The organism is Streptomyces sp. NPDC037421, from assembly GCF_055602105.1.
In genome coordinates this window covers 1-8,045 of sequence record NZ_JBVJWV010000053.1, presented here as the reverse complement: position 1 = coordinate 8,045, position 8,045 = coordinate 1, and the positions used below count along the sequence as shown (strand labels likewise).

At 71.4% G+C, this 8,045-nt stretch carries 6 protein-coding genes and 1 pseudogene; 4 read left to right on the top strand and 3 right to left on the bottom strand.

The features are described 5' to 3' along the window. Positions 1-127: 127 nt before the first annotated feature. The 3 genes from gltX to ACZ7IF_RS37225 form a co-directional block, all read right to left on the bottom strand. Positions 128-1,603: a glutamate--tRNA ligase gene (gene gltX, locus ACZ7IF_RS37235; protein WP_470981230.1), complete on the bottom strand. Its 1,476-nt coding sequence runs from the start codon at positions 1,601-1,603 to the stop codon at positions 128-130. Continuing rightward, the gene (locus ACZ7IF_RS37230) at positions 1,596-2,384 is read right to left on the bottom strand and encodes a fumarylacetoacetate hydrolase family protein (protein ID WP_470981228.1); all 789 of its coding nucleotides are present in this window, start codon (positions 2,382-2,384) and stop codon (positions 1,596-1,598) included. The genes gltX and ACZ7IF_RS37230 overlap by 8 nt, the downstream gene beginning before the upstream one ends. Positions 2,385-2,495: 111 nt before the next feature. Further along, positions 2,496-2,681: a hypothetical protein gene (locus tag ACZ7IF_RS37225; RefSeq protein WP_030227314.1), complete on the bottom strand. Its 186-nt coding sequence runs from the start codon at positions 2,679-2,681 to the stop codon at positions 2,496-2,498. 581 nt (positions 2,682-3,262) lie between these two features. Here ACZ7IF_RS37225 and ACZ7IF_RS37220 point away from each other — a divergent pair. The 4 genes and pseudogenes from ACZ7IF_RS37220 to ACZ7IF_RS37205 form a co-directional block, all read left to right on the top strand. Next, positions 3,263-6,970, top strand: a complete 3,708-nt coding sequence (locus tag ACZ7IF_RS37220; protein WP_470981226.1) for a sensor histidine kinase — start codon at positions 3,263-3,265, stop codon at positions 6,968-6,970. Positions 6,971-6,979: 9 nt separating this feature from the next. Continuing rightward, entirely contained in the window at positions 6,980-7,393 is a 414-nt protein-coding gene (locus tag ACZ7IF_RS37215) for a roadblock/LC7 domain-containing protein (RefSeq protein WP_007266776.1), read from the top strand. Between the two features lie 148 nt (positions 7,394-7,541). Continuing rightward, positions 7,542-7,934 carry a DUF742 domain-containing protein gene (locus ACZ7IF_RS37210; protein ID WP_007266775.1) on the top strand — a complete coding sequence of 131 codons (393 nt, stop codon included), beginning with the start codon at positions 7,542-7,544 and terminating at the stop codon, positions 7,932-7,934. Further along, a pseudogene (locus tag ACZ7IF_RS37205) lies at positions 7,915-8,045 on the top strand (ATP-binding protein); the annotation flags it as partial. The gene ACZ7IF_RS37210 and the pseudogene ACZ7IF_RS37205, both read left to right, overlap by 20 nt.

Sequence of the window (8,045 nt, the reverse complement as noted above, 5' to 3'; positions counted from 1 at the left end):
AGCTCGGTGGCCCTCTCCTTTAGGGTCGTGTGGTCTCTCCCCTCCCCCTCCCCCCCCACCCCCCCCCCCACCCCCACCCCCCCCCCCCCCCCCCCCCCCCCCCCCCCCCCCACGGGGTGGTGCGGGGTCAGGCGGAGAGCTTCGCCAGGGTCGCGTCGATGCGCGCCAGCGAGCGCTCCTTGCCCAGGATCTCCAGGGACTCGAAGAGCGGCAGGCCGACGGTGCGGCCGGTGACGGCCACGCGGACCGGGGCCTGGGCCTTGCCGAGCTTGAGGCCGTGGGCCTCGCCGGCCGTCAGGACGGCCTGCTTGAGGGACTCCGGGTCCGACCAGTCGGCGGCGGAGAGGTTCTCCCGCGCCGTGGTCAGCAGGGCCGCGGGCTCGCCCTTCATGGCCTTGTCCCAGGACGCCTGGTCCTCGACGGGCTCCTTCAGGAAGAGGAAGTCCACGTTCGCGGTGATGTCCGAGAGGACGGTCACCCGGGTCTGGGCGTGCGGCGCGATCCGCGCCCAGGCCTCGGCGTCGAAGTCCTCGGGCGCCCAGTTGGCGTGCGGGGCCCGCAGCCACGGCGCGCAGGCGTCCGCGAAGGCCTTGGGGTCCATCCGGCGGATGTGGTCGGCGTTGATCGCCTCGGCCTTCTTGAGGTCGAAGCGGGCAGGGTTGGCGTTGACGCCGTCGATGTCGAACTTCGCCACCATCTCCTCGATCGAGAAGATGTCCTGGTCCTTGGAGAAGGACCAGCCGAGGAGCGAGAGGTAGTTCAGCAGGCCCTCGGGCAGGAAGCCGCGCTGGCGGTAGAGGTTGAGCGAGGACTCGGGGTCGCGCTTGGAGAGCTTCTTGTTGCCCTCGCCCATCACGTACGGCAGGTGGCCGAACTGCGGGGTGGCCTTGGCGACGCCCAGCTCGGTCAGCGCCTTGTAGAGGGCGATCTGGCGCGGGGTGGAGGACAGCAGGTCCTCGCCGCGCAGGACGTGCGTGATCTCCATCAGCGCGTCGTCGACCGGGTTGACGAGCGTGTACAGCGGGGCGCCGTTCGCGCGGACGATGCCGAAGTCCGGCACGTTCTCCGGGGTGAAGGAGAGCTCGCCGCGGACCAGGTCCGTGAAGGTGATGGTCTCGTCGGGCATCCGGAAGCGGACGATCGAGGTGCGGCCCTCGGCCTCGTACGCGCTCTTCTGCCCGGCGGTGAGGTCGCGGCACTGGCCGTCGTAGCCGGAGGGCTTGCCGGCCGCGCGGGCGGCGTCGCGGCGCGCGTCGAGCTCCTCGGTGGTGCAGTAGCAGTGGTAGGCGTAGCCGCCGTCCTGGAGCTTCTGCGCGACGTCCTTGTAGATGTCCATGCGCTGGGACTGGCGGTACGGGGCGTGCGGGCCGCCGATCTCGGGGCCCTCGTCCCAGGTGAAGCCGAGCCACTTCAGCGAGTCGAGGAGCTGCTCGTACGACTCCTCGGAGTCGCGCGCCGCGTCGGTGTCCTCGATGCGGAAGACGAACGTACCGCCGTGGTGGCGGGCGAACGCCCAGTTGAAGAGGGCGGTGCGGACCAGGCCCACGTGGGGGTTGCCGGTCGGGGAGGGACAGAAACGTACGCGGACGTTCGCGTTAGCCACGCTTGATCACCTTGTTGGTGAGAGTGCCGATGCCTTCGATGGTGACGGCGACCTCGTCGCCGACGTTGAGGGGGCCGACTCCGGCCGGGGTCCCCGTGAGGATGACGTCGCCCGGGAGCAGCGTCATGGCCTCGCTGATGTGCACGACCAGGTCCTCGACGGAGCGGACCATGTCGCTGGTGCGGCCGAGCTGGCGCTGTTCGCCGTTGACGGTGCACTGGATGGTCAGGTCGCCCGGGTCCAGGTCGGTCTCGATCCAGGGGCCGAGGGGGCAGGCGCTGTCGAAGCCCTTGGCCCGGGCCCACTGCTTCTCGCGCTGCTGGACGTCGCGGGCGGTGACGTCGTTGGCGCAGGTGTAGCCGAGGATGACGTCCTTCACGCGCTCCTTCGGGACCTCGCGGCACATGCGGCCGATGACCACGGCGAGCTCCGCCTCGTGGTGCACGTCCTGGGAGAAGGAGGGGTAGACGATCGGGTCGCCCGGGCCGACCACGGAGGTGGAGGGCTTGAAGAAGGTGATGGGCGCGTCCGGTACCTGGTTGCCCAGCTCCGCCGCGTGCTCCGCGTAGTTGCGGCCGACGGCCACGACCTTGTTCGGGAGCACGGGCGGCAGCAGCCGGACCTTGCTCAGCGGGACCTTCGTGCCGGAGAGCTCGAAGTCCGCGAACGGGATGCCCTTGATGATGTCGAGGACGAGCTCACCTTCGGCGCCGGGGGCAGTGCTGCCCTCGACCGCGCCGAACGCGACATTGCCGTCGATCGAGAACCTGGCGATGCGCACGTGTTGCGTCTGCCCCTCTGTATTTCCGCTGGCTGGAGTCTGCGGACTCCAGGCTAACGCGGTGGGCGGCGGCGCTTCGCGCTCCTTTACGGAGCCGCTACTGCGGAGGGACTACTGTGCCGCGGCGACCGGCGCGTCCATGAGGACGGTGCGGCGGGGGTTCGCAGTCTGGGCCGGCAGCTCGACGGAGTGCTCCGGGGTGGCCGGCGCCGCCTGCAGCTCCTCGGCGTCCTTCAGGTGCGCGAGGGTGGTGCGGCGGGGGTTGGCTATGTTGCGGAACATCATCGTCGTCTTCATCGGAGATTCGGGCCCTCGGGTCGCTTCGTGGGATGAGGGTTGTCGGATGCGCCGGATGTGGCGCCAACCCTTTAACAGGCAAGGCTAAACATCCGAATCCCCGTCTGAACCGGTAAGTAATGGCCACAGTCGTGTGAGTTTGCTCACCAGCGACCGGGCAATACGGGCATAACAGACGGCCAATTCGACCCGTCGAAACGGACATTGCGCCACTGAATGCGTCATTCCGCTCCTGATCATCTCGACTGGGACACCTTGCCGGACAGGAGCTTTGGTTGGCGTAAGTCCGTTTCCTCCCCATAGTGCCTCCACGTCGCGTAGCCCCTCTGTCACAAGCCGTGACCGGCTCGCCGGGGCGACACGCGCACCTTGTTGGAGATCCCCCACTGTGCTGGAATTCGCGGGACCGCCGCGGGTATCAGCCGGCGCGCAGGTGGCGCAAGAGAGCGCCGCGCGCGGTGGCAATGGAGAGGGAGACGCGCCGGTCACCGACGACCACCACGGGGCCGTCAGTGCCCCATGACTCGACACCGTTCCGCCGCTCACCCGGCGGGGCGCCTGGTCCAGAGGTTGCGACGCTAGTGCAGGGACGATTCAAGAGGGATGGCAGCGCTGCGGCGGAGCAGGAGCCGCGCGGCGGGATCGACCGTGGCTCCTCACCCCAGCACGCCCAGAACCGCGGGCCGGCTGCCGAAGGAGCCGGTCCCGACACCTCCTCGGTGAAGGCGAAGGGCCGCGGCAGGTCCGGCAAGGCCGGGAAGCCCGGCAAGGCCGTCAAGCCGGGCAGGGCCAAGGGCAAGGCCGAGTCGCCCGCGACCGAAGAGGCGATACCGAAGGCCCCGCCCGGGCCCGGTTCCCGTCTCGCCATGCAGAACTGGCGCATCAGCACGCGACTCGTGTCGCTGCTGACCCTGCCCGTCGTCGCCGCCACCTCGCTCGGTGGCTTCCGTATCAACGACTCGCTCGAGGACATCCAGCAGCTGGAGCACATGCAGCTGCTGACGGTGATGACCCGCCAGGCGACCAGCCTCGCCGCCATGCTCCAGGAGGAGCGGGACAAGTCGGCCGGTCCGATGTCGCTCATCAAGGACGGCAAGCCCAACAGCCTCGTCGAGGGTGTCCGCGACCAGACCGACGCCGCCGCCAAGGCCTTCGCCGCCGCGACCGACAAGGTCGACAACGCGGAGGACAAGGACGAGACCCTCAAGTCGATCCGCAACAACATCCTCCAGATCGGCCGCCAGCTCACCGGCATCGAGGACATCCGCAAGAAGGCGTACCAGAACGGCGCCCAGCAGACCGTCACCGAGTACAACGCGCTGATCGTCTCGCTGCTCTCGCTCTCGCAGGACATGGCGCAGGCCACCTCGAACCCCGAGATGATCAAGCGCACCCGCGCCCTGGCGGCGTTCTCCTCCGCCAAGGAGTACGCGTCCATCCAGCGCGCGATCATCGCCGCCTCGCTCCCCGAGAGCGGCGACAAGCAAGGCAAGCTGGAGGAGAACGACCGCCTCTACGCCCTCTCCGCGCTCCGCGGTGAGAGCCAGGCGAAGAAGACCTTCGAGCTCGTCTACCAGGGCAAGCCCGAGGAACTCCTCAGCTCCCTCGGTGACGGCAACTCCGAGATCGGCAGCGCCGACCACTACGCCCGCCGCGTGCTGAGCACCCAGGGACAGTTCGTCAAGGAGAAGAACCGCTCCTGGATGGACTGGTACGACGCCGACGACACCAAGCTCCGCGCGATGCAGCAGATCGAGCTCTCGCTGCTGGAGGACATGGAGCAGAAGGCCCGCGAGCTCAAGAACGAGTCGCAGCAGGACGCCATCATCAACGGTGCCCTGATCCTCCTCGTCCTCGGTGTCTCGCTCATCGGCGCCTTCGTCATGGCCCGGTCCATGATCCGCTCGCTGCGCCGCCTGCAGGACACCGCGACGCGCGTCGCCCAGGACCGTCTGCCGGAGCTCGTCAAGCAGCTCTCCGAGTCGGACCCGCAGGACGTGGACACCTCCGTGGAGTCCGTCGGCCTGCACACCCGCGACGAGATCGGCCAGGTGGCCGCGGCCTTCGACGACGTGCACCGCGAGGCCGTCCGCCTCGCCGCCGAGCAGGCCCTCCTCCGGGGCAACGTCAACGCGATGTTCACCAACCTCTCGCGCCGCTCCCAGGGCCTCATCCAGCGTCAGCTGTCGCTCATCTCCGAACTGGAGTCGCGCGAGGCCGACCCGGACCAGCTCTCCTCGCTCTTCAAGCTCGACCACCTCGCGACCCGCATGCGCCGTAACGGCGAAAACCTCCTCGTCCTCGCGGGCGAGGAGCCGGGCCGCCGGTGGACCCGCCCCGTCCCGCTCGTCGACGTGCTCCGCGCCGCCGCGTCCGAGGTGGAGCAGTACGAGCGCATCGAGCTGGCGGCGGTGCCCGGCACCGATGTCGCCGGCCGCGTCGTCAACGACCTCGTGCACCTCCTCGCCGAGCTGCTGGAGAACGCCACCTCGTTCTCCTCCCCGCAGACCAAGGTCAAGGTCACCGGTCACGCGCTGCCCGACGGCCGCGTGCTGGTCGAGATCCACGACACCGGCATCGGCCTCTCCCCCGAGGACCTCGCCGCGATCAACGAGCGGCTCGCCTCGCCGCCCACCGTGGACGTCTCGGTGTCCCGCCGAATGGGTCTGTTCGTGGTCGGCCGCCTGTCCCTGCGACACGGCATCCGCATCCAGCTGCGCCCTTCCGACTCGGGCGGTACGACGGCCCTCGTCATGCTTCCGGTGGACGTCGCCCAGGGCGGCAAGAAGCCGGGTCCGATGCCGGGCCAGGGTGGTCCCGGCGGTGCTCCGGGCGGTCCCGGCGCTCCGGGTGCCCCCGGCGGCCAGCAGGCCTCCGTGCCCGGTGCGGGCGCGCGTCCCCCCGTGGGCGCCGGCCAGCAGCGCGGCCAGGTCGCCGGCGGCGGCCAGCGCGCCGCCCTGCCGGGACGCGACGGCGGACCCGGCCAGCAGCAGCGCCCGCAGGGCCAGGGCCCCCGTCCGCAGGGCGGTCCCTCCGCCCCGACGGGCCAGTCGCAGGGCCAGGGTGCCTTCGGCGGCGGTGCTCCGCTGCCGGCCCGCGGCCAGACCGGCGGCCCGCAGGCTCGCCCGGCCGCCGCTCCCGGCGGTCCCGGCGGCTTCCCGCAGCAGGGCGGTGCCCAGGGCGGGTTCGCGCAGCAGGGCAACGGCTTCGAGCGGCCGCAGCCGCCGCAGGGCCAGGGCCAGGGCCAGCAGCCCCAGCAGGGCCGGCCCCAGCAGCAGCCCGGTGCCCCCGTCAAGCGCAGGCGGCCGCAGCTGCCGGCGCGCGACGGCGGCGCCGCCCGTCCGGAGCTCCCGGGCGCGGGCGGTCCGGCGGCCCCGGCTCCGGCCCCCGCCCCGCAGAGCACCAGCTGGGGCGCCGCCGCCCAGGGCGGCCACGATGTCCCGCGCGGCCACGACGAGCTGTCGGGCCCCGGCTCCACGGCCGAGTTCGCCCGCCCGGACTTCAACGCCCCGTACCCGCAGGCCACCGGCGGCAGCACCGGCCAGTTCGAGCGGCCGCAGCCGGCGGGCCCGCTGGACCCGTCCTCCACCGGCCAGTTCGCCCGCCCGGGCGGCCCCGGTGTCGGCGGCTACGCCGAGCAGCAGCAGGCACAGCAGCCCGGCGGTTACGCTCCGGCCCCGCGCGCCGAGGCCCCGCGCCTCCCGCAGGCGTACCAGCCGGAGGCCCTGCCGTCGGCTCCGGCGCAGAACGCCCCCGAGCCGCGCAGCCCGATCTTCGAGTCGCTGGAGTCGAACTGGTCCCACCAGGGCGGGCAGCAGCCCGCCGGGCAGGGACCGGCCGCACCCCAGCAGCCTCACCAGCCCCAGCAGGCGGCCCCTGTCGCTCCGGCTCCCCACCAGCGCCCGCAGCAGCAGCCGCTGCCGCAGCGCGGCCAGGAGCTCGCGGCCGAGCCCGCCGCGGCCGTCACCGGCAGCAGCCCGACGGTCAGCTGGAAGGCGTCCCCGAACGACGAGCTGATGCGGCAGGCCGAGCGCGTGCGCCAGCCCGCCGCCGGCGGGATCACCACCTCGGGCCTGCCCCGCCGGGTGCCGCGTGCGAACCTCGTGGCGGGCACCGCCCAGCAGCAGTCGGACACCCAGGCCGGCCCGCAGGTCTCGCGTGCTCCGGACGACGTCCGCGGCCGTCTCACCAACCTCCGTCGCGGTATCCAGCAGGGCCGCCAGGCCGGCACCACCGGCCCCGCGACCGGCAGTTACCACATCGACCCCACTTACCAGCAGGAGCGATAGTTGAGTTCGATGAGCCAGGCGGCACAGAACCTGAACTGGTTGATCACCAACTTCGTGGACAACACCCCCGGGGTGTCCCACACCGTGGTGGTCTCCGCCGACGGACTCCTTCTGGCGATGTCCGAAGGATTCCCCCGTGACCGCGCCGATCAGCTGGCGGCCGTGGCCTCCGGCCTGACCTCGCTGACCGCCGGTGCCTCCCGGATCTTCGAGGGCGGCGCCGTCAACCAGACCGTTGTGGAGATGGACCGCGGGTTCCTCTTCCTGATGTCCGTCTCCGACGGATCCTCGCTGGCCGTGCTCGCGCACCCCGAGTGCGACATCGGCCTCGTCGGCTACGAGATGGCCCTCCTCGTTGACCGCGCCGGCAACGTCCTCACCCCGGACCTGCGCGCGGAGCTCCAGGGAAGCCTGCTCATCTGACACCCCCCTCCCCGGCCGGACGGTACTTCCGGCCGGGGAACCGGGTCCGCACACCCGGAATCCAGTACCCCCGACAGGCCGTCATGTCCCCCCACCGGCCGCCCTGTCAGACGGCACGCTGACCACTGCTGTCCAGCCCGGAGGATCAATGACCCCGCCCCCCGCCTACCCCGACGCGTACGGAGATTCGTACTCGGAAGGCGACCAGCCGCTCGTCCGCCCTTACGCGATGACCGGCGGCCGGACCCGTCCGCGCTACCAGCTCGCCATCGAGGCGCTGGTCAGCACGACGGCCGACCCGATGCACCTGTCCGGCCTGCTGCCGGAGCACCAGCGCATCTGCACCCTGTGCCGCGAGGTGAAGTCGGTCGCGGAGGTCTCCGCGCTGCTCTCGATGCCGCTCGGCGTCGCCCGCATCCTCGTCGCCGACCTGGCGGAAGCCGGCATGGTGGCCATCCACCAGCCGGGCAATGGAGAGGCCGGCGGAACGCCGGATGTAACGCTGCTCGAGAGGGTTCTCAGTGGACTTCGCAAGCTCTGACGGTGGGGCGGCTCCTCGCTCCACCACCTCCGCGAAGATCGTGGTGGCGGGCGGCTTCGGCGTGGGCAAGACCACGTTCGTCGGCGCGGTCTCCGAGATCAACCCCCTGCG

Excerpts from the sequence above, each read along its gene's own strand:
- ACZ7IF_RS37225 (WP_030227314.1), bottom strand. The coding sequence starts at position 2,681 with ATGAAGACGACGATGATGTTCCGCAACATAGCCAACCCCCGCCGCACC.
- ACZ7IF_RS37215 (WP_007266776.1), top strand. The coding sequence starts at position 6,980 with ATGAGCCAGGCGGCACAGAACCTGAACTGGTTGATCACCAACTTCGTG.
- ACZ7IF_RS37210 (WP_007266775.1), top strand. The coding sequence starts at position 7,542 with ATGACCCCGCCCCCCGCCTACCCCGACGCGTACGGAGATTCGTACTCG.